General features: G+C 65.3%; 25 protein-coding genes. 18 read left to right on the top strand and 7 right to left on the bottom strand.

Annotation, left to right across the window (positions count from 1 at the left end; translation table 11 throughout):
- Positions 1 to 61: 61 nt before the first annotated feature.
- The gene (locus PS060_RS00670; RefSeq protein ID WP_273984820.1) at positions 62 to 1,468 is read right to left on the bottom strand and encodes a flavin monoamine oxidase family protein; all 1,407 of its coding nucleotides are present in this window, start codon (positions 1,466 to 1,468) and stop codon (positions 62 to 64) included.
- Positions 1,468 to 2,361, bottom strand: coding sequence for a DUF1838 family protein (locus PS060_RS00665; protein WP_273984819.1), 894 nt, complete (start codon positions 2,359 to 2,361; stop codon positions 1,468 to 1,470). Before PS060_RS00665 ends, PS060_RS00670 begins: the two co-directional genes overlap by 1 nt.
- A gap of 167 nt (positions 2,362 to 2,528) precedes the next feature.
- Here PS060_RS00665 and PS060_RS00660 point away from each other — a divergent pair, with 167 nt between their 5' ends.
- Genes PS060_RS00660 through PS060_RS00640 form a run of 5 tightly spaced genes read left to right on the top strand, consistent with a single transcriptional unit; the run spans position 2,529 to position 7,453 of the window.
- Positions 2,529 to 3,365, top strand: coding sequence for an HpcH/HpaI aldolase/citrate lyase family protein (locus PS060_RS00660; protein ID WP_273984818.1), 837 nt, complete (start codon positions 2,529 to 2,531; stop codon positions 3,363 to 3,365).
- Positions 3,358 to 3,867: a MaoC family dehydratase gene (locus PS060_RS00655; protein ID WP_273984817.1), complete on the top strand. Its 510-nt coding sequence runs from the start codon at positions 3,358 to 3,360 to the stop codon at positions 3,865 to 3,867. Before PS060_RS00660 ends, PS060_RS00655 begins: the two co-directional genes overlap by 8 nt.
- A gap of 26 nt (positions 3,868 to 3,893) precedes the next feature.
- Positions 3,894 to 5,081 (top strand): acyl-CoA dehydrogenase family protein, encoded by a 1,188-nt coding sequence (locus PS060_RS00650; RefSeq protein WP_273984816.1) that lies wholly within the window; start codon positions 3,894 to 3,896, stop codon positions 5,079 to 5,081.
- Between the two features lie 14 nt (positions 5,082 to 5,095).
- The gene (locus PS060_RS00645; RefSeq protein WP_273984815.1) at positions 5,096 to 6,325 is read left to right on the top strand and encodes a CaiB/BaiF CoA transferase family protein; all 1,230 of its coding nucleotides are present in this window, start codon (positions 5,096 to 5,098) and stop codon (positions 6,323 to 6,325) included.
- 27 nt (positions 6,326 to 6,352) lie between these two features.
- A complete protein-coding gene (locus tag PS060_RS00640; protein ID WP_273984814.1) occupies positions 6,353 to 7,453 on the top strand; it encodes a CaiB/BaiF CoA transferase family protein in 1,101 nt (366 codons plus the stop codon).
- An 8-nt stretch (positions 7,454 to 7,461) separates the two neighbouring features.
- Here the strand turns inward: PS060_RS00640 and PS060_RS00635 are convergent, their stop codons facing one another.
- Positions 7,462 to 8,217 carry a GntR family transcriptional regulator gene (locus PS060_RS00635; RefSeq protein ID WP_273984813.1) on the bottom strand — a complete coding sequence of 252 codons (756 nt, stop codon included), beginning with the start codon at positions 8,215 to 8,217 and terminating at the stop codon, positions 7,462 to 7,464.
- A gap of 41 nt (positions 8,218 to 8,258) precedes the next feature.
- Here PS060_RS00635 and PS060_RS00630 point away from each other — a divergent pair, with 41 nt between their 5' ends.
- Genes PS060_RS00630 through PS060_RS00585 form a run of 10 tightly spaced genes read left to right on the top strand, consistent with a single transcriptional unit; the run spans position 8,259 to position 17,298 of the window.
- On the top strand, positions 8,259 to 9,488 hold the full coding sequence (locus PS060_RS00630) for an MmgE/PrpD family protein (protein WP_273984812.1): 1,230 nt from the start codon (positions 8,259 to 8,261) through the stop codon (positions 9,486 to 9,488).
- Positions 9,485 to 10,783: an MmgE/PrpD family protein gene (locus tag PS060_RS00625; RefSeq protein WP_273984811.1), complete on the top strand. Its 1,299-nt coding sequence runs from the start codon at positions 9,485 to 9,487 to the stop codon at positions 10,781 to 10,783. The genes PS060_RS00630 and PS060_RS00625 overlap by 4 nt, the downstream gene beginning before the upstream one ends.
- Complete coding sequence (locus PS060_RS00620; RefSeq protein ID WP_273984810.1) at positions 10,783 to 12,150, top strand: phenylacetate--CoA ligase family protein; 1,368 nt, start codon at positions 10,783 to 10,785, stop codon at positions 12,148 to 12,150. Before PS060_RS00625 ends, PS060_RS00620 begins: the two co-directional genes overlap by 1 nt.
- 8 nt (positions 12,151 to 12,158) lie before the next feature.
- A complete protein-coding gene (locus tag PS060_RS00615) occupies positions 12,159 to 13,331 on the top strand; it encodes an amidase (protein ID WP_273984809.1) in 1,173 nt (390 codons plus the stop codon).
- Between the two features lie 4 nt (positions 13,332 to 13,335).
- Positions 13,336 to 13,644: an REDY-like protein HapK gene (locus PS060_RS00610; RefSeq protein WP_273984808.1), complete on the top strand. Its 309-nt coding sequence runs from the start codon at positions 13,336 to 13,338 to the stop codon at positions 13,642 to 13,644.
- A gap of 1 nt (position 13,645) precedes the next feature.
- Complete coding sequence (locus tag PS060_RS00605) at positions 13,646 to 14,449, top strand: SDR family NAD(P)-dependent oxidoreductase (RefSeq protein WP_273984807.1); 804 nt, start codon at positions 13,646 to 13,648, stop codon at positions 14,447 to 14,449.
- Positions 14,449 to 15,336 carry a polysaccharide deacetylase family protein gene (locus PS060_RS00600; RefSeq protein ID WP_273984806.1) on the top strand — a complete coding sequence of 296 codons (888 nt, stop codon included), beginning with the start codon at positions 14,449 to 14,451 and terminating at the stop codon, positions 15,334 to 15,336. The genes PS060_RS00605 and PS060_RS00600 overlap by 1 nt, the downstream gene beginning before the upstream one ends.
- Complete coding sequence (locus PS060_RS00595) at positions 15,333 to 16,088, top strand: enoyl-CoA hydratase/isomerase family protein (RefSeq protein ID WP_273984805.1); 756 nt, start codon at positions 15,333 to 15,335, stop codon at positions 16,086 to 16,088. The genes PS060_RS00600 and PS060_RS00595 overlap by 4 nt, the downstream gene beginning before the upstream one ends.
- Positions 16,088 to 16,990, top strand: a complete 903-nt coding sequence (locus PS060_RS00590; protein WP_273984804.1) for a hypothetical protein — start codon at positions 16,088 to 16,090, stop codon at positions 16,988 to 16,990. The genes PS060_RS00595 and PS060_RS00590 overlap by 1 nt, the downstream gene beginning before the upstream one ends.
- A complete protein-coding gene (locus tag PS060_RS00585; protein WP_273984803.1) occupies positions 16,987 to 17,298 on the top strand; it encodes a YciI family protein in 312 nt (103 codons plus the stop codon). Before PS060_RS00590 ends, PS060_RS00585 begins: the two co-directional genes overlap by 4 nt.
- 5 nt (positions 17,299 to 17,303) lie before the next feature.
- Here PS060_RS00585 and PS060_RS00580 read toward each other — a convergent pair whose 3' ends face one another.
- Positions 17,304 to 17,930, bottom strand: a complete 627-nt coding sequence (locus PS060_RS00580; protein ID WP_273984802.1) for a hypothetical protein — start codon at positions 17,928 to 17,930, stop codon at positions 17,304 to 17,306.
- 69 nt (positions 17,931 to 17,999) lie between these two features.
- On the opposite strand from PS060_RS00580, the gene PS060_RS00575 reads away from it, so the two are divergent.
- Entirely contained in the window at positions 18,000 to 18,758 is a 759-nt protein-coding gene (locus PS060_RS00575; RefSeq protein ID WP_273984801.1) for a hypothetical protein, read from the top strand.
- 5 nt (positions 18,759 to 18,763) lie between these two features.
- Here PS060_RS00575 and PS060_RS00570 read toward each other — a convergent pair whose 3' ends face one another.
- On the bottom strand, positions 18,764 to 19,237 hold the full coding sequence (locus PS060_RS00570; protein WP_273984800.1) for an Lrp/AsnC family transcriptional regulator: 474 nt from the start codon (positions 19,235 to 19,237) through the stop codon (positions 18,764 to 18,766).
- 73 nt (positions 19,238 to 19,310) lie between these two features.
- Here PS060_RS00570 and PS060_RS00565 point away from each other — a divergent pair, with 73 nt between their 5' ends.
- A complete protein-coding gene (locus PS060_RS00565; RefSeq protein ID WP_273984799.1) occupies positions 19,311 to 20,786 on the top strand; it encodes an aminotransferase class V-fold PLP-dependent enzyme in 1,476 nt (491 codons plus the stop codon).
- A 683-nt stretch (positions 20,787 to 21,469) separates the two neighbouring features.
- Here the strand turns inward: PS060_RS00565 and PS060_RS00560 are convergent.
- Positions 21,470 to 22,105: a TetR/AcrR family transcriptional regulator gene (locus PS060_RS00560; RefSeq protein WP_273984798.1), complete on the bottom strand. Its 636-nt coding sequence runs from the start codon at positions 22,103 to 22,105 to the stop codon at positions 21,470 to 21,472.
- 100 nt (positions 22,106 to 22,205) lie between these two features.
- Here PS060_RS00560 and PS060_RS00555 point away from each other — a divergent pair, with 100 nt between their 5' ends.
- Positions 22,206 to 23,558 carry an NAD(P)/FAD-dependent oxidoreductase gene (locus PS060_RS00555; protein ID WP_273984797.1) on the top strand — a complete coding sequence of 451 codons (1,353 nt, stop codon included), beginning with the start codon at positions 22,206 to 22,208 and terminating at the stop codon, positions 23,556 to 23,558.
- A 45-nt stretch (positions 23,559 to 23,603) separates the two neighbouring features.
- Here PS060_RS00555 and PS060_RS00550 read toward each other — a convergent pair whose 3' ends face one another.
- The gene (locus tag PS060_RS00550; protein WP_273984796.1) at positions 23,604 to 24,716 is read right to left on the bottom strand and encodes a WD40/YVTN/BNR-like repeat-containing protein; all 1,113 of its coding nucleotides are present in this window, start codon (positions 24,714 to 24,716) and stop codon (positions 23,604 to 23,606) included.
- Positions 24,717 to 24,876 lie beyond the last annotated feature (160 nt).

Genomic DNA, 24,876 nt, shown 5'->3' with positions numbered 1-24,876 from the left:
CTGCGCGGATAGTCAGGGGCGGGGGCGTTATGCTCCCGCCCTTTGCTTTTGGTGAAGCGGATCAGACCCGCGCAAGCACGGCTTGTGCGGCGGCCTCCCCGCTCTCGAGCGCGGCCTCCATCCCGCTCGCCGCGCGCCCGAAATGTTCGCCGGCAAAGTGCAGGTGTGCGCCTTGATGCGATAGCGCCGCGGCAAGATCGCCAGTCATGCCCGTGCCGATATGATGGTAGATCCCGCGCGCGCCCGGCGCTTTCTGCCAGCTATGGAAGCGCAGCACCCGCAGCTTGCCGCGCGCCGAGGGGCGCATCGCGGCAATGCGGTCGATGATCATTCGTTCGGCATCCTCAGGCACCAACCTGTCGAGCAGATCGGCTCCGGCACCGGTGGTCCACAGCTTGAGCATCGGCGGATCGGAGCCGAGCACGAAGACGCGCCCGATCAACGGGTCGTCCGTCCACAAGGTCTGCGGCAGACCGTCGGTTTCCCAGAACGGCTCGCTGGCTGCGAGATAGGCAAAGCTTGCGCGGGTGTAGGGCAACTCGGCGATCATGCGCGCCAAAGCAGGCGGCATCGCGCATTCGATCGGGATGTGGCGCAAGGCGGCAAAGGGGATGGTGCAGATCGCGCGGGCCGCGCGCAGGGTGCCGCTGGCAAGGTGAAGCGTCACCCCGTCCGCCTCCTCGCGCAGCGCGCGCACGGTTGCGCCCAGCCGCACATCGCCGCGCAAGCTTGCCGCCATGGCTTCGGGCAGCCGCTGCGATCCACCTGCAATGGTCGCAACCGGGCCGGGCTGGCTGGCGTAGATCGCAAAGGTGCGCGCCAGCGCGATCTGCGACATTCCGGCAAGGCTGTTGCCGTTGAAATTGGCCGCAATCAGCCGCAGCGCCTCTTCGCTGGCCCCCGCCTGCCGCAGGGCTGCGAGCACGGAAATGTCGGCCTCGGGCGACACGTTAAGCCAGGCGTCCGGGCTGGCAAGCCGGACAAAGGCGCGGGCATAGTGGCGCAGCAGGGCAGCAGGTTCCACTTTGCGTTCGCTTTCGGCGAGGCGGTTAGCGGCGCTGGTCGGCCAATCGGAAGGCGTGGCTGTCACGCTGTTCACGGCATAGAGATTGCCCGGCGCATCGGCGATCCCCGCGCCTGCGCCCCCGCCGCTCTCCAGTCCGACGCGGAGCGCGTCAGCGACCTTGCGCAGCCTCGTGTATCCCGCGCCGACCTGGATGCCGCCCGCCTCGGGCGCGCCGGGCAAATCGCGCAAGCTATGCAGTCGTCCGCCGATCCGCGCCTCGGCCTCGAGCACGACGACCCGCAGGCCCGCTGCCTCGCAGGCGCGCGCCGCATGGAGTCCGGCAAGTCCAGCGCCGATGATGGCGACATCGGCCTCGGTCCGGCTGCGGGCCAGAGCGGGGGCCGCGCCGGCAAGGATCGCGGCGCTCCCTCTGGCCAGGAAGGTGCGCCGCGTGCCGTTCATCAGTGGCTCTCGCCTGGCTTCTTGCTCCCTGCCGCAGCGCGTTCCTGATCCTTCAGCAGCTTGAACTTCGTCCAGGTCGTCTCGTTGGGCCGCATATCGTCTTTCGGCGGAGCTTGTTCATAGATCGGATAATTGGCGCGGATCTCGTTCTTGAGCACGGCGGGCAGTTCTTCGAACCCGCCGGGCAGTTTCCGGCCCATGGCATTGAACACCATCTGGCCCGGGCGGCTGCCCATCTTCATCCACGGCGCCCAGCCCGAAATCCGCACCCAGCTGACCATCGGATAGGCGGTCGGGGTGGTACTATCGAACAGATCGCTCTTGAGCGCGGCAAAATCGAAAATCTCCATCGCGTGATATTCGCCGCCGATATATTCCTGATAATCGCCCGCCAGCGGGTTGGGATAGAACAGCGGCGCCTCGAACGGCATGAACACGAACGGCCCGGCGTCGCGCATGGTGTCGAGCGTGAGCGGCTTGCCATCGGCGCCGACCGCGAAGTTCGGGCGGCCATTGACCGGGTCATTGTGGATCTGCATCACGTCCACGGTTTCGCCGGTGTAGGGATTTTCCCATTTCCTGAGCACTTCTCCGGTCTTGGGATCGAGCATGAGCATGACTTCGCGGCTGATCAGCCGCCAGCCCTTGCCACGCACCGGATCGTTGACTTCGACGCAGCGCCGGATGTTCATGCCTTCGCCCTTGAACAGCAGCTTGTCGCGGATTCCCGGACTGCGGCCATAGACGTTGCCTGACCAGTGATAGACGGCCGGCTGGTCTTCCGACGCACCGCATTGCAGGCGCTTGGAGATTTCCAGCGCGTCCTGCGGGTTGGCCGGGTCGAGCGTGCGTGCGTCGGCCGGCCCGCTCGCCAGCATCGCGCAGGCGGCCATAGCGGTCGCCAGGAGACCGGATTTCGTCGATGTCATCATTTCCCTCCAAACCAGCGGCATAATCGGTAATTGTCCGGACAATCGTACAATTCCTCCTTGACTTTAGATTTGTCCGGACAAATTGTGAAGCCTCAATTCTGACTGGTGCAATCCACGCCAAAAGGACCATGGAAGCAATCGTGTTCGTCGCTGCCAGCCTGCTCTTCGTTCCCGGATCGCGGCCCGATCGCTTTGCCAAGGCGCGCGCCGCCGGGGCGGGGCTGACGGTGATCGATCTGGAGGATGCGGTCGCCGCTGCCGACAAGGACAGCGCCCGCACGGCTGCGCTTGGGCAGGTGGCCGATGCGACTGCAGGCTGGGGTATCCGCATCAACGCGGTGCGCACGGCGGCCGGGATCCGCGACCTTGCCGCGCTGGTCGATGCGCCCGCGCTGCCCGAGGCACTGCTGGTGCCGATGGTCGAGGAAGCGGGCGATCTGGCGGTCATCGCTGGCGCGCTGGGTGACAGGTGCCCGCCACTCATCCCGCTGATCGAGACGCCGCGCGGCTTGCGCCATGCGCTGGCCATCGCGTCGCACGAGAAGGTCGGTGCGGTGATGTTCGGCGGGGGCGATTTTTCAGGCGAACTGGGCGTCGAACTGGCCTGGGAGCCGCTGCTCGCCGCGCGCCAGCTGCTGCTGCTCGCCTGCGCCGAAGCAAAGAAGCCTGCGATCGACGTGCCCTTCATCCGGCTCGAGGACGAGACAGGCCTTGCCGCCGAAGCCGCCCGCGCCCGCGCGATCGGCTTTTTCGCCAAGGCGGCGATCCATCCCGCGCAGCTGCCCGCGATCCACACCGCCTTCCTCCCGACCGAGGCCGAGCTTGCCGAAGCGCGCGAGGCGCTTGCCGCCTACGAGGCGGGCGGCGGGCGCGCGATCCGGTTCCGCGGGCGGATGCTCGAGGCGCCTTTCATCATCCGCTACCGCGCGCTGCTGGCGCGCCACCAGGAGCACAGCAATGCGTGATTCGTACATCGAGGTATCCTCCGGCCGCTTCCGCGAGGTGCAGGGGCGCTATTTCGAGGATTTCGTGGTTGGCCACATCTACGAACACCGCCCTGGGCGCACCATTACCGATGCCGACAACGTGTGGTTCACGCTACTGACGATGAACACGCATCCGGCCCATTTTGATTACGAGCTGTCCAAGGACACCGAGTTCGGCAAGCCGCTGGTGGTCAGCCCGCTCACCATCGCACTGATGACCGGGATGAGCGTCTCCGACACCAGCGGCAAGGCAATTGCCAACCTTGGCTGGGACGAGGTGCGGATGACGAAGCCGTTGTTCGTCGGCGACACGCTCTATTGCGAGAGCGAGGTGCTCGAAAAGCGCGAGAGCGCGAGCCGTCCCGAGCAGGGTATCGTCACCTTCAAGACCACCGCAATGAACCAGCACGGCGATATCGTCGCCCATTACAAGCGCACCGTGCTGGTATGGAAGCGCGGCTTCGGCGCGCTCGACAAGTAATCAGACCGACCGCAAGGATCATAGCCATGGCCACTGCCGCAGTAATCGCGAACCAGATCCGCAGCATCGAGCCCGAAGAGGAGCGCGCCTTCATGGACGCGATCGACCGCTGGCTCGAACGCGAGGTGATTCCTGTGGTCAAGCATCACGATCACAATGATCTGTGGCCTGCCGAACTGGTCGACCAGATGGCCGAGATGGGCCTGTTCGGCGCCACGATCGGGCAGGAATATGGCGGGCTGGGCCTGCCCGCGACGACCTATGCCAAGATCGTGATGCGCATTTCCAGCTACTGGATGGCGATCACCGGCATTTTCAATTCGCACCTCATCATGGCCGCGGCGGTCGAACGCTTCGGCACCGCCCAGCAGAAGGCCAAGTGGCTCCCCAAGTTCGCGTCGGGCGAGATTCGCGGCGGGCTGGCCCTGACCGAGCCCAATGCCGGCACGGATCTGCAGGCGATCCGCACCGTCGCGCGGAAGGATGCGAACGGGGATTACATCCTCAACGGCACCAAGACCTGGATTTCCAACGCCCTGAATGGCCAGTGCTTCGCTCTGCTGGCCAAGACCGATCCGGCGGCCGAGCCGCGCTACAAGGGCATGAGCCTGTTCATCGCCGACAAGCGCGACGGGCTTTCCACCGGCAAGAAGTTCGACAAGCTGGGCTACAAGTCGATCGACAGCGCCGAGCTGATCATGGAGGACTATCGCATACCGGCCGACCAGCTGATCGGCGGAGTGGAGGGGCAGGGCTTCTTCCAAGCCACCGGCGGACTGGAGCTGGGTCGCATCAACGTCGCAGCGCGCGGGGTCGGTCTGGCCGAGGGCAGCCTCCGGCTCGCCACCGAATATGCCCAGCAGCGTCATACGATGGGCAAGCCGATTGCCGAACATCAGGCGATCCAGCTGAAGCTCGGCGAGATGGTCACCCGCGCACGCGCCGCGCGGTTGCTGACGCTCGATGCCTCGGAAGCCTATGACCGCGGCGAACGCTGCGACAAGGAAGCGGGCATGGCCAAGTATTTCGCCAGCGAGGCTGCGGTGGAAAACAGCCAGGAGGCGATGCGTATCTACGGCGGCTATTCCTATTCCAAGGAATACGACATCGAACGCTATTATCGCGACAGCATGCTGATGTGCATCGGCGAGGGGACCAACGAAATGCAGCGCATGATCATCGCCCGGCAGCACCTCAAGGAAAACCCGGCCTGAGCGGGCGGCGCGCGATGGAACCGGCAACCGATCTTCCGCTCCGGGGCTTCCGGATCATCAGCGCCGAGCAATATGGCGCGGGGCCATACGGGACAATGTTCCTTGCCCAGATGGGCGCGGAGGTGATCAAGATCGAACCGCCCGGCAAGCCTGGTCCCGATGGCCAGCGGCGCGGCGGCGGAGACACCGCGCGCGCGGTCGGGCCGCATTTCCTGCGGCCGGGCGAAAGCGTCTATTTTCAGGCCTTCAATCTCAACAAGCGGTCGTTGACGCTCGATCTGGGGACAGATGGCGGGCAGGAAGTGCTGCATCGGCTGGTGGGCGAAAGCCATGCTGTGGCCAACAATATGCGCGGCGATCTGCCCGCGCGTCTTGGGCTCGATTACGCCGCGCTCGGCACGATCAACCCGGCGATCGTGTGTGCCCATCTGTCCGCCTATGGCCGCGACAACGCGCGCGCCAAGTGGCCGGGCTATGACTACCTGATGCAGGCCGAGGCCGGCTATTGCCAGCTCACCGGCGAGCCCGGCGGCGACCCGCAGCGCATGGGCCTGTCGATGGTCGATTTCATCACCGGCACGATCTTCTGCATCGGTCTGCTCGGCGCGCTGGTCGATGCGCAGCGCAGCGGCAGAGGGCGCGATGTCGATACCGACCTGCTCTCCGCCGCTGTCCACCAGACGAGCTATCCGGCGCTGTGGTACATGAACAATGGTGACGAAACACAGCGCACCCCGCGCAGCGCCCATCCCACCGCCACCCCCAGCCAGATGTTCCGCGCCGCCGACGGCTGGATGTTCGTGATGTGCCAGCTGCCAAAATTCTGGGACATCCTCCTCACCCGCATCGGGCGCGAGGATCTCGCCGCCGATCCGCGCTTTGCCACCAATGCCGACAGGCTCGCCAACCGCGAGGCCTTGACCGAAACGCTCGATGCCGAGTTCGCGCAGCAGCCAATGTCCTATTGGCAGGAGTTGCTCGGTGGACACGTGCCGGTCGCCCCGGTGAACCAGCTGGGCGCAGCGCTCGACAATCCCTGGCTTGAGGAAATTGGCATGCGCGACACCATCGCCCATCCCGATGCGCCCGCGCTCAAGGTGCTGAGGAGCCCGATCAAGTTCGACGGCAAGCGCTTGCCCAACCGCGCGGCGCCGCTGCTGGGGGCGGACAGCGACGATATTCTCGCAGGCCTCGGCTATGATCCGGACGAGATCGCCCGCCTGCGCGCCGCCGGCATCGTCTGACGCGCGCGGGGGAGGGAAGGCAGCACCATGGGCAAGCTGAGCGGCATCCGGGTTATCGACCTCTCGCAGTTCCTGCCGGGGCCGATGCTGACGGTGATGATGGCCGATCACGGCGCCGAGGTGATCAAGGTGGAACCGGCGGCGGGCGATCCGGCGCGCGAGCAGGCGCCCTTTGCTACCTATGACGGCGCGCGCCATTCGGTGTGGTTTGCCAATCTCAATCGCGGCAAGCAGAGCGTCGTGCTCGATCTCAAGAGCGAGGCGGGCAAGGCCAGCTTGCGCGAATTGGTCGCCGGCGCCGATGTCTTTGTCGAAAGCTTCCGGCCCGGCGTGATGGCACGGCTGGGGTTCGATTACGAAAGCGTCAGGGCGATCCGCCCGGACATCGTCTATTGCTCGATCTCGGCCTTCGGGCAGGACGGGGCACTCTCGCATCATCCGGCGCATGACATGGCGGTGCAGGCGCTCGCCGGTTTCCTTGCCGTCAATGATGGGGCTGACGGGACGCCGGTGGTGCCCGGCGCGCCGAGCGCCGATCTCGCCGCGGGCCTCACCGGATTGTCGGCAGTGCTGATGGCGCTGGTCGGGCGCGAACGGACAGGCGAGGGTGCCTATATCGACTGCGCGATGTTCGATTCCATGCTGCCGTGGTGCGCGCATATCGCCGGCAGCGCGATCGCGGGCGGGCCATCCCCGCGCTCGGCGCAGCAGCGCAGTCTCGGCGGGGCGGCCTTCTATCACGTCTATGCCACCGCCGATGGCAAGCACGTGGTGCTCGGCGGGCGCGAGTTGAAATTTGCACGCAACCTGCTGGGCGCGCTCGAACGCGAGGATCTCTATCCGCTGGCCGATGCACCAGCGGGTGAGCAGGGCGAACTGATCGCCTTCCTCTCTGAAACCTTCGCAACCCGCACCCGCGGCGAGTGGGAGGAATGGTTCGCCGACAAGGACGTCGCCTTTGCTCCGGTGCTCGATTTCCGCGAGGCATTCGACGCGCCGCACGTGGCTGAGCGCGGCTTGCTGGTGACAGGCGCTGCGGGGGGCAGCTTCATCGCGCCAGCGATCCGTTTTGCCGGTGAGGCGTGGACGCCGGGCCGGGTGCCGGGATTGGGAGACGGCGGCGCGTGATCCCCGCTTCAGGCCTCGACGTCGATATGCATCGCGTAGGCGAAGCGGTCACCGGGGTGGTGGCTGACCGAGATCTCGAAGATCCGTCCCTTCGGATCGAAATAGCAGCGCAGGATGCGCAGCACCGGGCTGCCTTCCTCGACTTCGAGCGCGGCGGCCATGGCCGCGTCCGCAGCAATCGCCTGAATGTCTTGCGTCACCTTGCCGATCTGCACACCGGCAAGCTGCTCGATCTGGCTGAACAGCGTCCCCGCGCCCAGATCGAGCGCGTCGACCGCCTCGCCGAGCATTTCATGGAAATAGGCCGCAGTGGCCGCAATCGGCGGGGCATCGCCGGCGTGGCGACGCACCCCGCGAAAGACCGTCCATTCGCCACCCGTCGGCTCGGCCAGCTGCACCGCGACTTCGGCCGGCAGCGGGCCGTGGCCCTGCCGCTCATACACCACCTCGCTGTCGCGGGCATATTGCAAGAGTTCGCCGACGTTGGAGAGCGGCTGGTGCAGCGCACCGCCCCGCGCCGCGGCAGGCTGCACCGTGGTGCCCGAACCGCGCCGCCGCTGGATCAGGCCTTCCGCCTCGAGCCGGCGCAGCGCCTCGCGGATGGTGTAGCGGCTGACATCGTATCGGGCGCACAACACCGTTTCGGTCGGAAACTGCCGTCCGCCTGCGAACTCGCCCTTCAGAATCGCCTCGCGCAGTTCGCCTGCCAGTTGCAGATAGCGCGGCAGACGCTGCGTCTTTGCCTCGGTGGCTTCAGTTGCCAAACTATGCTCCAAATCTCTCCCGGGCAGGCGGCGAGCGTGTGATGACCAGCCCGCTCCTGACCATGCTTGGCGCAAGGTTAGCGCGCCCTGTGACAAAAGGCGAGCGTCAGCGTGCGCGGTTGCACCTGCTCGACTGGCTGGCCTGCGTGGCGGGCGCGCGCGGCACCGAGGCGGCGGCGCTTGGGGCGACGATTTCCTTCAATGGCTGGGAGCGAGCGACCTACCTCGGCAACGTGCTGGAGATGGACGATGTCCACCGCGCGGCATTGCTTCATCCCGGCCCGGTGGTGTGGCCCGCAGCGCTCAGCATGGCGAGCGCCCCCATGGAGGCGCGGCTCGATGCGGCGGTGCGCGGTTACGAGGCGATGATCGCGATAGGGGTAGCGATGGATGCCCACCACTACGCCCGCTGGCACCCGACCGCGACCATGGGCGGTTTTGGTGCAGCGGCGGCGTTCGGCTCGCTGATCGGTTTTGCGCAGGTCGAGTACGCCCATGCGCTCGCCAATGCCGGATCGGTCGCGGGCGGGTTGTGGCATATGCGCCATGCGCCCGGCGTGTTGACCAAGCAGTGGCACATCCACCACGCGGTGCGCACCGGGCGCGATGCGGCGCTGCACGTCCACTACGGCGCGACCGGGCCGCTCGAATTGCTCGAAGGGCCGCAAGGCCTGTTCGCGGCGATGACGCAGGTGCCCGGCACACTGGGGGGCGGGGACGAGGACTGGCTGATCCATGCTGTCAGCTTCAAGCCCTTTGCCGCCTGCCGCCACGCCCATCCCGCGATCGACGCGGCGATGGAACTGCGCGCGCAAGGCCGGCTCGATGCCCCCTTCACGGTCGAAACCTATGCCGACGCGCTGACCTTCTGCGACCGGCCCGACCCGCAAACCGAACTCGAGGCGAAGTTCTCGCTCCAGCACGCGGTTGCGGTGGTGGCCGACGGGCGCAAGGCCGAACCGCAAGACTTTACGCCTGAAGCCATCGCCACGCTTGCCCCCTTGCGCGCACAGGTGAGCGTTACCGAAGACTCCACCTTCACCGCCCGCTACCCCGCCCATTTCGGCGCGCGGGTCAACGGGCTGGAACTGGTCGACACGCTGGGCGATCCCGAAAGGCCGGTCAGCGAGGCGCACATCGTCGCCAAGATGCACAGCCTCGCGCGCTGGGGCGGTCTGGCGGCGGGCGAGGCGGAGCGCGCGGTGCGGCTTGCGCTGGAGGGCGATGACGGCGCGGCGATCGACGCGCTGCTGGAGGACTGGATCCGGTGAAAGCGACCCGCGCCATCCTCGATTTCGCCGCTGCCGACCACCGGCTGCCCGCCAGCGTGCGCGCCGATACCGTGCGGCTGATCGCCGACACGCTGGCAAGCGGCGCGGCCGGAGCGCAGTCGCCCGAGGCGCAGAAGCTGAAATACGCCGTCCGAGCGCTCGGCACCGATCCCCATGCGCGTCTGCTGTGCGGCGGGGAGGCACCTGCCGCCTCGGCCGCCTTCTTCAATGGCTTTGCGATCCATTGCCTCGAATGGGATGCCGTCCATGAAGGCGCAGTGGTTCACGCGCTCTCGGCGGTGACCGCAGCGGTGATGGCGCAGGCACATGACAGGGGCGGGATCGGCGAGGAGAACGTGCTTGCGGCGGTGGCGGTCGGGGTCGATATCGCCAGCGGGCTGGGCCTTGCGGCCACCGGGCCGATGGCCTTCTTCCGCCCGGCAACCGCAGGCGTGATCGGCGCGGCGCTGGCGGCAGCGCGGCTGACCGACATTCCGACTGATCGCTATGCCGACGTGATGGGCCTTGCCTATTCCTTCGCCAGCGGGACGATGCAAGCCCATGTCGAGGCCTCGATCGCGCTCCCGCTCCAGATCGCTAACGCCGCGCGCGCGGCGATCACCGCGGTCGCGCTGGTCGAGGGCGGGATGACCGGCCCGCATGACGTGCTCGAAGGCCCGTTCGGCTATTCCCGCCTGATCGAGCCGCTCGACCTGTCGCGCTACACCGCCGATCTCGGCAAGGTCTGGCGGATCAGCGAGGTCGCGATCAAGCCGTTCCCCTCGGGCAGGGCGAGCCACGGCGCGCTCGGCGAGCTTGAGGCGCTGCATCGCGAAGGTCTGCGGCTCGGCGAGGTGGCGCGCATCGAACTTTACGCGCCGCCGCTGATCGAGCGCCTCGTCGGGCGGCCTTATCGCGCAGACATGAGCCCTGCCTATGCGCGGCTGTGCCTCGCGATCCTCGCGCCGCTGATGCTGCGCGACGGGGTGATCGACCCCGATCTGTTCGACGCCGCTGCGCTCCACACGCCCGAGCTGGTTGGGCTGGCGGGCGCGGTTGTGGTGCGGCTCGACGACAATCCCGATGGCAATGCGATGGCCCCGCAGCGGCTCGTCGTCACGCGGCGCGATGGCGGCGTGATCGAACGCACGATCCCCGTCAATCTCGGCAGCCCGGCCTCGCCGATGAGCGCGGCCCAGTCCGCCGCCAAATACGCCCTGTGCCGCCGGCTGGCTGGCCCCGCTGCCGACCCGCGCATCTTCGATGATCCTCTCTCGTTCATGGCGAATTCCTGATGACCTACCCGACTTATTTCGAAGCATTCGATCACCAGCAGCTGCTCGCCGACTATCCTATCGGCGAGGCCTTCACCGCGCGCTATTCGGGCATGAGCCGCGACGAATTGTTCGCCATTCAGGACGCGCAATTCCGCAAGCTGATGGTGCGCGGCTGGCAGGTGCCGTTCTACCAGCGTCTGTGGGGCGCAAAGGGGATCGAGCCGGGCGACATTCGGGGCCTCGCGGACATCACCAAACTGCCGGTCTACGACAAGAGTGACCTGATGGCCTCGATCGCCGACCATCCGCCCTTCGGCGACTTTCACGGGATGGACCCAGCCGAAAGCCGCGCACCCAGCATCTTCCACACCACCAGCGGCACCACCGGCAAGCCGCAGACGCTGATCTTCGGGCCCAAGGGGCGCGAGGTCGGCAATCTGCTGGTGGGACGGATGTATCGCTGGATGGGGCTGCAGCCGACCGATGTCGTCCATTCGGTCTATGGGCACGGCATGATCAATGGCGGTCACTATATCCGCGAGGCGGTGACGCACTTCACCAATTCGGTGTTCCTCTCGGCGGGCACGGGGATCGAAACCCGCTCGGTCAATCAGGTGCGGCTGATGGCGGATTTCGGCGTCACCGCGATCGTCGGCTTTGTCGACTACATCCGCAAGCTCGCCGAAACCGCCGAGGCCGAAGGGCTGTTCGATCGCATCAATATCCGCATGATCATCGGCCATCTCGGCACCGAGGATCGCGCCAGCACCGAAGCCGCGTGGCACGGGGCGAAGGCCTATGACTGGTATGGCGTCGGCGATACCGGCTCCATCGCGGGCGAGGGGCCGGAGCGCGACGGGATGTATGTCTGGGAGGACGCGCAATATCTCGAACTGCTCGACATCGAGAGCGGCGCGCCGGTGGCCCGGGGCGAGACTGGGGACATGGTCGTCACCTGTCTCTACAAGGACGACATTGCGCCCTGCATCCGCTTCAACACGCATGACATCACCCATGAGCTCGATGGCCGGGGCGAGATCGTGTTCAAGCGCATCGCCGGGTTCAAGGGCCGCAGCGACAACATGGTCAAGCTGCGCGGGATCAATGTCTTCCCCCATGCGATCGGGGCGATCATCGAGAACCGGCCCGACCTGACCGGCGAATATGTCTGCCATCTGCGCCGCGATGCGAGCCAGAAGGATCACATGACCGTGACGCTCGAAAGCCGAGGCGGGAGCGACGCGGGGGAACTCGCTGAATTGCTCCGCCGCGGTCTGGGGGTCGAGGTCGAGGTGGCGCTGGTGGCCCCGGGCGAGACCGCCGCTGCGACCGAGATCGACACCCGCCAGAAGCCCTTGCGGCTGATCGACAGGCGCGGGGTGTGAGCGGCCGCATGATCGACTTTGACGCCCTCGAAGCGGCCAACGCCCCGCTCAACGCCTTCACCGATTTTGACCGCGCGGCCAGCTTCGGCGAGGGGCCGCTCGCGGGAATGACCATCGGGGTGAAGGCCAATATCGCTGTCGCCGGGATGCCGTGGCACGCCGGGCTTGCCGCTTTCGAGACCCGGCTGGCCGAGCGTGATGCCGATACCGTGGCGCTATTGCGGCAAGCAGGAGCGGCGATCATCGGCGTGCTGGGCATGGAGGAAGGGGCGCTCGGCGCGAAGAGCGACAATCCGCATTTCGGCCCGGTTCACAACCCGCACCGCCTGGGCTTCTCACCGGGCGGCTCTTCGGGCGGCAGCGGAGCGGCGGTGGCGGCAGGGCTGTGTGAGGCGGCGCTCGGCACCGACACGATGGGATCGGTGCGCATCCCTGCGAGCCATTGCGGGGTCTACGGCTTCAAACCCGCCACCGCGAGCGTCAGTCAGGAGGGGTTGGAGCCGGCTGACCTGACGCTTGATGCGATCGGGCCGCTGGCGCGCGATCTTGCAACACTGGAGCGGGTCGCGCGCGTGATTTCGGGCTTCGGAGACGATCCGCTTGAAGGCGCGGGCGCGACGCTGGTCGAGCATGGGGTGGACGTGCATCCCGAGGTCGCGCAGGCCTTTGCGGCGGCGCTCGCTGCACTGCCGATGCCGCCCGTGCAAGTTGCGCTCAGCCACCCGCAATCGCGCATCCGCTTCGCCGGGTTCATCGGCGTCTCGCGCGAGATGGCAGCGCATCTGCGCGGCGTCGCCACTTCCGACAAGTTGGCCAAGCTGCTCACCTATGGCCCGCGCCGCAACCTTGCCGACTGGGCGGAGGACCGCGAAATCCTCGCCCGCACCCGCGCCGAGGTGCAGGCACTGGTCGAAGAGCACGGCTTCCTGATCCTGCCGACAGTGCCCAATCCGCCGTTCTCGCACAGCGATCCCGAGCCGCCCGCGCAGGCCGATTTCACCTGCCTTGCCAATATTGCCGGCCTGCCCTCCATCAGCTTTCCCGCGGGATGGACAGCGGACGGTCTGCCGATCGGGGTGCAACTGGTCGGCCCGGCGGGCGCAGAGGGGGCGCTGTTCGCGCTCGCGCGCCAACTCGATGAACATTTGCGGGCCTATCGCCCGCCCAGCCAAGGAGCCTGAAGCCATGCGCATCATCTGCCTGTTCAATCTGAAGCCCGGCGTCGATGTTTCCGAATACGAGGAGTGGGCCAAGACCCGCGACATTCCGACGGTCAACGGTCTCGGCTCGGTCACCAGCTTCACCGTTCACAAAGCAACCGGCGTGTTCGGCGACGACAGTGCGACGCCCGCCTACCAATATATCGAGGTGATCGACATCACCGGCATGGACGCCTTCATCGCCGATATCTCGACTGAGGATTTCCAGGCCGCAGCAGCGCCGTTCCAGGGCTTTGCCGACGCGCCGCAATTCATCCTGACCGAGGATCTGTAAGGTGGCGGGGGCGTTTGCGGGCAAGACCGTGCTTGTCACCGGATCGGGTAAGCAAAAGGGGCTGGGGCAGGGCATCCTTCAAGCCTTTGCCGACGAAGGGGCGAACTGCGTTGTCTCCGACCTTGTGATCGACGAGGAGGCAGAGAGTGTCGCCGAAGACCTGCGCGCCCGCGGAGCTGCGGTCGCGCTGATCGCCTGCGACGTGTCGAAGGCGGACCAGTGCCGCGCCCTGATCGAACAGACGGTCGAACGCTTCGGGGCGGTCGACATCCTCGTCAACAATGCCGGGATCGGTTTCAAGATGAAGCCGCTGCTCGAAGTCGATACCGCCGACGAATGGGATCAGGTGATCGCCGTCAACCTGTCGGGCGCGTTCTACTGCACCCAGGCCGCGGCGCGGGCGATGGTCGAGCGGGGGCAGGGCGGGCGGATCATCAACATCGCCTCGCAGGCCGCCAAGACCGGCTTCCCGCACCTGCCTGCCTATGTCTCCTCCAAGCACGGCATGGTCGGGTTGACCCGCGCGAGCGCAGTCGAGCTCGGCAAGCACGGCATTACGGTGAACGCCGTGTGCCCCAACCATGTCACCACCGGCCTCGGCGCCCAGCAGAACGAATACTTCAGCAAGTTGCTCGGCTTCGCGACGGTCGAGGACTATCTCGCCAACATGGCCGCCAAGAACCCGATGGGCCGCCCCGGCCTGCCGTCCGACACCGCCGCCGCCTGCCTGTGGCTGGCGAGCGATGCGGCCTTCTATGTCACCGGCGAGGCGCTCAATGTCTCGGGCGGGGAGGAGATGCACTGATGGCGCTCACCGAAGAACGCATCGACTGGCCGGGGGCTGCGAAGCTGGCGCTGTCGGTTGTCGTCAATGTCGAGGAAGGCAGCGAAATGACCATTGCCCGCGGCGATCGCGGGATGGAGCCGGTCGACGAGCTGGGCGTCTTCATCAAATCGAAGATGCGCAATTATTCCAATGAATCCAATTACCTCTATGGGATCAAGGCGGGTGCGCCGCGGATTGTGAAGCTGCTGAAGCAATACGACATCATGGCCAGCTGGACGGTCGCGGCGATGAGCCTCGAGAACCACCCGGAGATTGCTGCGGCGATCCGCGAACTCGGCCATGAACCTGTCAGCCACGGCTATCGCTGGGTGCACCAGTTCAAGATGGACGAAGAGCAAGAGCGCGACTTCATCCGCAAGGCTGTCACCAGCATTGAGGCGACCTGCGGTGTGCGCCCCTATGGCTGGCTGTCACGTTATCTGCTCACCGACAACACCCGGCGGCTCTTGTCGGAGGAGGGCTTCACTTATCACATGGACGATTACAGCGGCGACGTGCCCTTCTGGGATCGCGACACCGGGCCCGGCAAGCCCCCAGAAGGCAAGCCAATGTGCATCGTGCCCTATCAGCTCGACAGCAACGACATGAAGATGTGGACCGACCCGGCGCTGACCCCGCACCAGTGGCTCGACTATGCCAAGGCGAATTTCGATCAGCTCTATCGCGAGGGCGAAGAGGGCAATCCCAAGATGATGAGCTTAGGCCTGCACCTGCGCATCATCGGCCGGCCGGGGCGGATCTGGGCGCTGGAGGAATTCTTCCGCCACGTCCGCGCGCATGAGGGCGTGTGGGTGACGACGCGCAAGGCGATCGCCGATCACTTCATGGCGACGCACCCGGCATGAGCCTTCGCCTCACCCGCGAGGGCGCAGTGGCGCGCCTGCTGATCGACCGCGCGGACAAGCGCAATGCCTTCGACATGCAGATGTGGGAGGCGCTGCCCGTGCTCGTCGCCGAGGCGGTCGCCGATCCGGCGGCCAAGGTGCTGGAAGTGCGCGCGGCCGAACCGGGCACCGCCTTTTGCGCGGGCGCGGATATCCGCGAACTGCTCGCCAACAAGGATGACGCCGCATGGCGCGCGGCCAATCAGGCGGCGATCAACCGCGCGCAATATGAACTCGCCCGCGCCGATATTCCGACCATCGCCTTTGTCGAGGGCGACTGCGTGGGCGGGGGCTGCGGCATTGCCATGGCCTGCGATATCCGCGTCGCGACCCCGGCGGCGCGCTTCGGGATCACGCCTGCCAAGCTCGGCCTCGTCTATCCGCTGCACGACGTGAAGCTGCTGGTCGATCTGGTCGGGCCGGGGCAGGCCAAGCGGATGCTCTACACCGGCGAATTGCTGGGTGCCGAGGAGGCGCAGCGGATCGGGCTGGTCGAAATCATCGCCGACAGTCCCGAGGCGTTGACCGCACAGATCACCGCCGCTTCGGGCAGCAGCGCGCGGGCGATCAAGGGCTTCGTGCGCCGCGCGCTCGACGGACAGGTGGCCGATGATGCCGCAACGCTGGCGACCTTCGCCGCCGCCTTCACAGGCGCGGACTTTGCCGAAGGGACGGCGGCCTTTGTGGAAAAACGTAAACCGGAGTTCGGCTGATGACCCTCCCTCATGGCACGATCATGGGCGGGCTATCGGCTGTCCCCGATCTGGCGCAGTCGATTGCCGCCTATCGCGATGTGCTGCGGCTGGAACTGGTCGAACAGGGCGTGCTCGATGCCGGGCTCGCGGCCAGCTGGGGGTGTCCGGCGAGCGCGGGCGCGTCTCATGCGGTGCTGCGCCCGGCCAGCGGCGCGGCGTGCTGGTTCCGGCTGGTCGAACAACCCACGCACCCCGATTTCCGCCCCACCACCACCTATGGTTGGGCCGCGTTCGAAACCACGGTCGAGGATGTGTGGCGCTGGCCCGAAGCCTTGCCGCACGAGTTGTGGGAGATTGTCGGCCCGCCGAAGAAACTCGAAAACGTCGCGCCCTCCTTCATTCCGATGCAGGCGCTCGGGCCGGGACGCGAGATGATCTATCTCAACCAGGTGCTGTCCGACATGGGTGACCTCGATCTGCCGCGCGCCGCCGCGCCAGTTGACCGGATCTTCATCACCGTCCTCGCCGCCCCCGATCGCGAGGCGGCGCTGGCGTGGTATCGCAATGCGCTCGGGCTGGAGCGCGGGGCGGATTACACGCTGCCCTATTCGATGATCAACAAGGCCTTCGAATTGCCGGCCGAAACGCTCACGACCATTTCGATGGTGAGGGCTGGCCGGATGCCGATTGTCGAGGTCGACGATTACCCCCCCGCTGCCACCCCCCGCGCGCGCCATGCGGGGATGCTGCCGCCGGGCAATGCGCTGGTGACGCTGGCGGTGCGCGATCTCGACGCCTGCACGGCGAAGTGGATCGCGCCGCCCGCCGCCCGCGAGGGTGCCCTCTACGAAGGCCGCCGCGCCGCCACCGCGATCGGTGCGGCGGGCGAGCTGGTCGAATGTGTCGAGGTCGGCGCGTGAGGCTGTTCGCCTTCCGCTGCCGCGATAGCGAGAACGGCGCGGCCTTGCGGGCCGAGCTGCTGGCGGCGCACCTCGCCCATGTCGAGGCGCATATCGATTACTATGCCGTCGCCGGGCCATTGAGCGACGGGGAGCGCACCGTCGGCTCGCTGCTGGTCATCAAGGCGGAGGATGCGGGTGAGGCCCGCGCACGGCTCGAAGCCGATCCCTATTTTTCCGGCGGCGTCTGGGCCGCGATCACCTGCGAGGAATTCCGCGCGGTCGCCGGGGACTGGGTCGGCGGCGCGGCTTGGAAGGCTCCGGCCTGATCCGCCTAATCGCCGGTACGGGTGCAGCTGCCCTGCATCCAGCGCAGGTTGATCCCCACCAGCGTGGCATCGGGCGAGGCCCAGCTGTAGCTTTCGGCGCGTTCGGGATCGTCCTTGTGGACATAGAGCACCAGCGAGGGCTTGTTGCGGCTGCCCTTGGCCCAGGTGACATTGCGCAGCCGAATGGTCAGGTCGGGTGCCTCGCCGTTGCCGGGAATGGTGATCCTTCCGCCCTGATCGAAGCTCGTCAGGTTGCCCGCAAATGTCCAGTCAGGCGTTCCGTCGGGCTTGGCGGCGAACTTGCGCACCGAGACCCAGCAGGAGAACGGGCGGGCGCGGCGGATCTCGCTCGCGCCGATCTGCCAGCCCGACCCGTCCGCGCGCGCGGAGAGGCCGGGGATCGCGCCCGCCTGCCATTCTCCCTGCGCTGCGCCGAAGGCGTCGATAGCGCGCCAGCGGCCATCCGCGCCGACTTCGATCATCACCGTTGCAGGCTTCTCGCGCCCTTCCTCCTCGGCGAAATAGGCGTCCTCGGTGTTCGTCCAGATACCTGCGGGCAGGGTGTCCTGCGCGGCAGCGGCTATGGGCGCAGCGAGAAGGAAAACAGCGGCGAGCGGGCGGTAATGGTGCATGGTGCTTGCCTAGAGCATGGCGGCGTGGTTGAAAAGATGTCCGGACAAATTGCAGGCGGGAGACGGGATATGCGCGGGATCATGGCGGCAGCGATCATCGCTCTGACCGGGCTGTGGGCCGGGGCGGGCCATGCCGAACCGGCTGCGCCCGATCCGCGGGCGGTGATCGAACGTGCGGTCGCGGCGCATGGCGGGGCGCTGTGGCTCGATCCCGGCACGCTCGAACTGGCGGGCACCGCGACCTTCTACGATCCTGCCACCGGCGCGGTGCGCGCGCAGGCCGATGATTACCGGATGTGGCGCACCTTCGAAGAGGGGCGCACCGCCGCGCATGAAGCTTCGGGCAAGGTGCGGATCATCGCAAAGGCTGGCGACAAGGTGATCTTCGAGGTCGGCTATGACGGCGAGACCACCTGGACCGAGCGCGGCATCATGCCCCGCGCCGAGGCGGACGCCTATTGGGCGAGCAATTTCGGCTTCGGCATCATCCGCTCGGCGCTGGAAGATGGCTTCGCTCTGCACAATGCCCCGCCGCACGATATTGGTGGGCGACCGACTGCGATCGTGCGAATCCTCGATCCCAAGGGCGCGCAGACGCTATTCGGCTTCGACAGGGAAAGCGGCTTTGTCACCTATATGGGCTTCACCACGCCGCGCGGCTTTCACGAGCGGTTCTATGGTGATTTCGTCCGGCTCGCCAACGGCTGGGTCCAGGCGCGGCGGGTTACGCTGGCCTATGACGGAGTGATCGCCAACAGCGTGTTCTGGCGCGAGACCCGGGTAGGCGCGCCGCTCGATCCCGCGCTGTTCACACCGCCCGCGCCTTGACCGGTTCAGACGAGCGTGACCGGCCGCGAGGCGATCATCTCCTCCATCACGAAATGGCCGGTGACCACCGACAGATCGAACCCGTCAACCAATTGCTGGTAGAACCGGTCATAACCGCTGATCCCCTGGGTCACGACCTTGATGAGATAATCCCATTCGCCGCCGATGCGGTAGAGATCGACCACGCCCGGGATGCGTTCGACATGATCCTTGAAGGCGATGGCCCAATCTTTCGAATGGTGGGATGTCTTGATCATCACGATCACCACCAGATCAAGACCGAGCCGCGCCAGATCGACCACGGCCCTTTGCCCACGCAGCACGCCTGCGATTTCCAGCCGCTGAAGCCTGCGCCAGCAGGCGTTCTGCGACAGCCCGACCGCTTCGGCGAGCGACCGCTGGCTCAATGAGGCGTCGGCCTGAAGCGCCATGAGAATCTTTCGATCAATCGTGTCGATTTCGAGTGTTTCAGTGGTCATATGAACGATAATATAGCCAAATATTCTCAAGATCGGTAATGAAATCCCGCGCTGACTGGGCGAAACACTGCACATGATCAGTGCGCATCCCTGCTCCGACTCGACCGAGGCTCAAGGCCTGTTCGACGCCTTCCGCGCCGATGTCCGCGCCAAGCTCGCGCAAGGCGCGCTGGCGCAGTCGATCATTGGCAAGGGCAGGGTGGTCGAAGGCCCGCTGGGGCCGCAGCCGATGCTCTATGCCGATTATGCCGCATCGGGCCGGGCGCTGCGCGAGGTCGAGGATTTCGTGCTCGAACACGTGCTGCCAGTCTATTCCAATCCGCACACGCAGGCGTCTTACTGCGGACGGTCGATCAATGCCCTGCGCCGGGCGGCGCGCGCGGAAGTCGCCCGGCTATGCGGGGCGGGGGCGGGTGATGCGGTCATCTTCGTCGGTTCGGGTGCGACCGCGGGTCTTCAGAAGCTGGTGCGCCTGTTCGGGGCCGATCAGCGCGATGGCGCAGGGCAGCGTGCGCTTGTCTTGCTTGGCCCGTACGAGCATCATTCGAACTTGCTCCCCTGGCGCGAAAGCGGGGCCGAGGTGATCGAACTGCCCGAGGACGCGGCGGGCGGGCCCGACCGTGCGGCGCTTGCCGCGCATCTCCAGCGCGCGGCAGGCCGCCGGATCGTCGCGTCCTTCTCCGCCGGATCGAACGTCACTGGCGCGCTGACCGATATTGCGGACGTCTCGCGCATCGTTCAGGCCGCGGGCGGCAAGGTGATCTGGGACTATGCCGGAGCCGCGCCCTACATCACGATGCAGATGCGCCCGGCTGCCGACGTGCATATTGATGCGCTGGTGTTCTCGCCGCACAAGTTCGTCGGCGGCCCGGCATCGTCAGGCGTGCTGGTTGTGCGCCGCGACGCGTCCATGATCGACAAGCCCTCCTCGCCGGGCGGCGGCACGGTCAGCTTCGTATCGCCGGGCGGGCATGATTATCTCCCTGATCTGGCTGCGCGCGAAGAAGCCGGTACGCCCAACGTCATCGGCGACATCCGCACCGCTTTGGCGTGTATCGTGCGCGCTGCTATGACCGAGGCGGGTCTGGATGCCCGCGCAGCAACAAGGAGCCGCGCGGCGCTCTCTCGCTGGCGCTCGAACCCGCGGATCGAGGTGTTGGGCCGCGCGATGGAAGCACACCTGCCGATCGTCTCCTTCCGTATACGTGATGGCGAGGGCCGACTGGTCCATCACCAGCTCGTCACCCGTATCCTCAGCGACTGCTTCGGCATCCAGGCGCGCGGCGGCTGTGCCTGCGCCGGGCCTTACGTGCATCGCCTGCTCGGCATCGACGATTTGCAATCGCAAGCTATCCATCAGGCGATCCGGTTTGGCGCAGAGCTCGACAAGCCCGGCTTCGTGCGGGTCAATTTCTCGCCGCTGATGAGCGATGCCGAGCTCGAAACCCTGATCGCAAGTGTCGAACAGGTGGCTGAAAAGAGCGAAAGCCTCTCACGCCATTTCGTCGCCAATCCGGCCGCCGCTGTGTTTGAGCCGGTCGTCGCCTGAGCGCGCTTCCGGCACCGCCTTTTAGGGCACCCGCGTGCCGCGCGGCGAGACCCGAAACCGCACGTAGATGTCGTCAGTCCGGAATGAAGTGGGTCTAGGCGAGGGGCTGGAAGGATTCGAATGGGCCGCTCAGAAAATGTGTTGGAATGCAACTCAATGGAACCCCTTTCAGGAACACTCCTGCTACCCGAAATACGATTCTATATACTTCTTTGACCGATATGAAACTTGAAGGTGCGAATAGTTTTGCCGAGGCAATTGGTAAGATCGCCAGGCGCTGCGGCCGCCGCTTCTTCTGGTATGCAATGACGATCGCTGGAAGGTCACGATCATCGATGGTCCCCCTGCAGTTTTTGTCCATATCTGTCCGCATCAAGCCAATTGATTTGGGGGCAAATTAAGGGGCATATCTGGCAAAGGTGGGCAAATCTGTTTCTATAAAACAATCAGATAGGACGATTTTTCGAATCTCACCCTCCGCCAATCAATATTGATAACATTGAAAAATTTTACTTTTGACGCCGGCGCTCCCTAAACCGGTCCCCTATAGGGACCGCGCTCACGGTATCTCGCAATTGCCAGATCGCGATTGAACAACTCTGAAGATCGCCATTTCTTTCGCTGATGACAGGATGCCAGCGCAACCAAAGTCACAATTACTAATCGCCGTGCCTGCATGATGATTAACGTCGGAAGAGAGAGGTCAACAGTTTTACTAATTCTTGCGGCTCAGTCCAAGCCAGTTCGCTGATTGTGATACCATTGAGAGCAATTCCGTTCAGGCCGCCGATAAGGACTTGCAGGAATAGAACCGGATCGCCTTCGACGATTTCGCCATTTGCCTGCCCCTCCTCAAGCGCGGTCAGTAAGGGTTGCAGCCGATGAGTTATGTTGAAGCTCTCGACAAACAGGGCCTCTCCCCTTTCTGATCGATCCTCATTGAGAAACACCATCCGAAAATGGTCGGGGTTTTCCAACCAGTAGCCCGTGTATGCGCTCGCCATGGCGCAAACGGCTGCATGGCCTCTCTCCTTCTCGCCAGCCGCCTGAACCCGGCTGAGCAAAAGCTCAAATATGTCGGCCCAGATGTGCCTCAGGATATCGATCTTCGAAGGGAAGTATTCGTAGATCGTTGCCGTTCCAACGCCAGCATCCGCCGCGATTCGGCGCATTGATACGGCACCGAAGCCGGCATCCCTGAAAAGCGCCTTTGCGGCATCGACGATCCGCGCTCTCGTCTGGGCGACAACTTGGTCACTGAGCGTCGGGCGTCCGCGTGTACGCCTCGTGGTGGGCCTGTCTGGGGGCGTCGCATCCATGCTGACCGCTACCACGCCCAACCTTCGCTTGACAATTGCCGAACGCGTTCGGATAAATAAGTCGCGCTGATGTGCGCGGAGCGGTAAGGAGCAGTTTGCGGTGAACGATAATGTCCAATCATTCTGGCAATCCAAATTTGGCGCCTATCAGGCAAATGCACCTCTGGCGCGAGATCTCGATGTCGATGTCGTCATTATCGGAGGTGGCTTCACGGGTCTGACGGTCGCGCGCGAAGTCCTTCGCGATAGCCCGGGCGCAAGCGTGTGCGTGCTCGAAGCGGGTGTGGTGGGGTCTGGTGCTTCCGGCCGCAATGGCGGCTTCAGCATGACACTCTTCGGGGTCGAGCCAGAGATTACCGTCCTGCGCTGGGGGATGGAGCGAACCAGGCAGGCGCAGGCGTTTATGCAATCGGCTGTTCGGTATGTGCGCGATCTGGTCGAAACCGAAGGCCTTCAGTCGGACTATGTGCATTCCGGCATGTGGCGGGTTGCTTACTCAGATCGGCAGCTGCGCCGTTTGCGCAAGACCATGGCGCTTCTTTCGGATCTGTCCGGACCGTCGAGTTTCAGCTTTCTCGAGGCGGACGAACTGAGGCAGCACATTCACAGTCCGCGCATACAGGGCGCGATTGTCGAACCCGAGACAGGCATTCTTGATCCTTGCAAGCACGTGCGCGAGCTTAAGCGGCTGGCGCAGGCTCGCGGTGCACAGATCTACGAAAACACGCCAGTTCTCAGCATTTCTCAGCGCACGGGCGGGATCACAGCGCATTGCAGCAGTGGGAATGTTCGTGCCGCGCGCATGGTCGTCGCTACAAACGCCTGGAGCCACTGCCTTAACGGACTGCCCAAGATCAGAAGCCGTCAGCGACCCGCATGGACCTACCAGATCGTCACAGAACCATTGACCGAGGAAGAGTGGGCGATGATTGGCTGGCGTGGCCTCCAGTCGATCGAGGATAATCGGCAACTCGTCCATTACCTGCGCGTTACCAGCTGCGGGCGAATCACAGTCGGCGGCGGCGATGTCGTCACCAGCTACGGGACCAATATGGCCCGGGATTCAAGCGAGGAAATCTGGAAGAAACTTCACGCTCATCTGGGCTGGCTGTTTCCGGCCTTGAAGGACAAGCCCGTGCATTACAGGTGGGGCGGACCGGTATCAGTCAACTTGGACATGACGCCGGAGATTGGTTTCATTGGCGACGAGCGGATAATCTATGCCACCGGCTGCCAAGGACATGGCGTGTCGCTCACCCAGCTCAACGGCAGACTGATTGCCGATCTTCTCGCTGATCGCTCGACCGAACTCACCGACTTCTGGATCGTCAATCGCAAAGCGGTGCCGATACCGGGAGAGCCGCTTGCCTATCTCGGGCAGCGACTTGTGACCGGCATCCTTCGGGGCATCGACAGATGGGAGGAACGCCAGCTCGATCAGGCGAAAGCCTGACTCGCACTACGGCTCTGTGCTCTCGGATGCACTGACAGGCGATACTCAGTCGGTTGGCGGCGCGGCCAGATCAATTGCCTGTACCTCGGTGCCGATAGCGTAGAGGCGCACGCCCTTGTCCGTTGGCACTGCTTGGAACTTGTTCGCCGCCCTCGCGATGGGCGCGCGCTCCCACGTCTTGCCGCCGTCCTTCGTAGCAAAGCCGCCTGCTGCGGTGCCGACGAATCCGACATCCTTGCTGACGAAGCCGATCCCGAACTGGCGCGCGGTCTTGTCCTGCGCCATTTCGATCTCGCGCCAAGTTTTGCCCTTGTCGTCGGAGCGGATGACGAGCTGCGTCGCTCGTTCAGGATCGTAGCTTTGCACCGTGGCATAGCCGGTGTCGCTGCTCTCGGGAAAACTCGCTTTCCAGATCAGCTCGAGCTTGCGGCCCGAGCGGTAGACTTCGCGCCACGTCTTGCCGCCATCCTCGGTGCGCAGGACGAGACCCTCGGCCTGTGCGGGATCGGGGTGGGTGGCTGCAAACACGAGACCAGTGTTCTCGTCGAAGAACTTGACGTCGAGGATCATGCCGGCGTGCGGGGCCATGTCGATGACGCTCCAAGTGTCACCCCCATCTACAGAACGCAGGATGCCCGTTGGCCCGCCGACGCGCCCGGCGGCGTGGATCACGCTGCGCGGGACGAGTGTGCCCTGATAGATGCGGCTGACGCGCAGGATGTCGATGGCGCAGACGCCCTTGATGGTCTCCGCGCCGGTATCGACCGCCTCCCACGTCCGCCCGCCGTCACGGCTGCGATAGAGCGGCGTCGTGTCGGTGACGCCGGGGTAGTAGTCGGTGCCGATATTGCCGATGAAGCCGTTCTGACGGTCGACGAAGCCGACGGCGCGCACGAAGGTGCCGGGGCGGCTGGCGACCTTCTCCCACGTCGTGCCGCCGTCTGTCGTGGCGAAGAGATCGCCCGCCCCCGTGCCGTACCAGCCGTGGCTGTCATCGACGAAGCTGACAGAATCGCGCTTGCCGCGATAGGCCTCAGTGGTGAAGGTGCGCCACTCACCCGAAGCCGCTGCCGCTGTAGCGGGTGCGGGAGCATTTTCAGCCGCGAGCGGCGCGGTGATGGCTAGCACGGTGAGCGCAGCGGCAAAACGTTCAATCATGGTGAGCGATCCCTCGAATATGGCGCCGTCCGCCGGCAGATTTCCTGTCCGCCTTCGGGCATTTATCCATCTCTGCTGAAGCGATAGGCCAAGCTCGCTTCGTCTTGGCCTGGTCCTTCGACAAAGAGCTTTGTGACCTCTGCGAAAGCCGTGGAGCTCC

The sequence above is a fragment of the Erythrobacter sp. BLCC-B19 genome, assembly GCF_028621955.1.
GTDB lineage: Bacteria > Pseudomonadota > Alphaproteobacteria > Sphingomonadales > Sphingomonadaceae > Erythrobacter.
The sequence above is the reverse complement of the archived record's forward strand: the minus strand, read 5'-3'. Positions and strand labels throughout refer to the sequence as shown.